The sequence below is a fragment of the Butyricicoccus sp. OF27-2pH9A genome (genome assembly GCF_027693185.1).
Lineage (GTDB): Bacteria > Bacillota > Clostridia > Oscillospirales > Butyricicoccaceae > Agathobaculum > Agathobaculum butyriciproducens.
The window spans coordinates 1-1,372 of the sequence record NZ_JAQEXK010000051.1; the positions used below are offsets into that span (position 1 = coordinate 1).

2 protein-coding genes are annotated in these 1,372 nt (G+C 48.0%); both read right to left on the minus strand.

Annotated elements, in window-relative coordinates:
- On the minus strand, nucleotides 1-989 hold a 989-nt coding region (locus PG722_RS13920), incomplete at its 3' end, for a recombinase family protein (RefSeq protein WP_270580884.1).
- Between the two features lie 89 nt (nucleotides 990-1,078).
- The coding region (locus tag PG722_RS13925; protein WP_270580885.1) for a hypothetical protein at nucleotides 1,079-1,372 on the minus strand (294 nt) is incomplete at its 5' end.

Genomic DNA, 1,372 nt, shown 5'->3' on the forward strand with positions numbered 1-1,372 from the left:
CAATGCCCGCATTTGATTTTTCCGGCCAGCCAAGTGTTCTTCGGTTTCCGTCCCTGCTGGAAGGTGGTATTTGCCATAAGTTTTTTCCGGCATTTCAGCCATGTGTCAGAGGAAATGAGTGCTTCATGGGGAGCGATAACAAGTATCTGGTCTTTTAAGCACCTGTCCTTGTCCTCCTTCACATCCCGTCCCTGATAGAGATAGCAGCCGTTTGTTCCGGCAAAGTCAGAAGCGTCATTGACAATCGCTGCGCCCTGGCTCTTGAAAAATTCGTACAGCTCTAAATCAGCCTGTGCGTAAACGGGATTTCTTAAAAGTTGGGAAAGAAATGTACGGAACATGGATTTGCCATAAATTTTTATGTCATGTTCCTCGAAGTATCGGGTAATATCTCCGAAGGAGGTTTCCGGTTCAGCGTACATTTCAAACATCAGCCGTACATGATCGGCGGCTACGGGATCGGCAACCATTTTCTTTGTGCGGATACCCTCTACCACAGTAGGCTCTAACTGATAACCGTATGGTGCCTGTCCGCTCATGTGAAAGCCTTTCAGGCACCGGGAATAGTAGGCGTCTGTGACACGCTTCTGAATTGTCTCACGTTCAAGCTGGGCGAATACAATGCAGATATTCAACATGGCCCGGCCCATCGGGGTCGAAGTATCAAACTTTTCCGTGGAGGATACAAACTCCACATCGTACTCTTGAAACAACTCCATCATCGTTGCAAAGTCCAGAATAGAGCGGCTTATACGGTCCAGCTTGTACACGATGACCCGCCGAACCTTTCCCCTGCGGATCTCGCCCAGCAGCTTTTGAAACTCCGGTCTGTCCGTATTCTTACCGGAGTAGCCTTTGTCCTTGAATATCCGGCAGCTCCCGCCTTTCAATTCATACTTGCAAAAGTCGATCTGACTTTCAATGCTGATACTGTCCTTGCGGTCTACTGACTGTCTTGCGTAAATACAATCTTCTCTGATAAATTCCATATTGGGCTCCTTTCCTTGTTGGAATGGAGCTACCAACCTTACAACTATATTATACCATCAGCAGCCCCGGACAACAATGTTACGAATGATTAGGGAAATCTGTCCCCATATTTGCTGAACACCTCAAAAAGACAACGCTCAATTTCTTTTTTGCGCTGTGCTTTCTCCTTCGGGGGAAGTACCGGCGTGAGGCTTTCCAGCACAATGATCTTCCCTTGAAATGCGACAGACTTTGTTTCTCGTTCATAAGTGACAGCTTGCGTCATTGAAAACCTCCTTTGCGAAAGTGCGTGTATATGCCAGCCTTTCCCACTTGTCCCGTGGGGAAATGTCAAAAGACGGCACCCCGCAGGTGCCGCCCTTTGAGCTTTCTCCACTTCGGG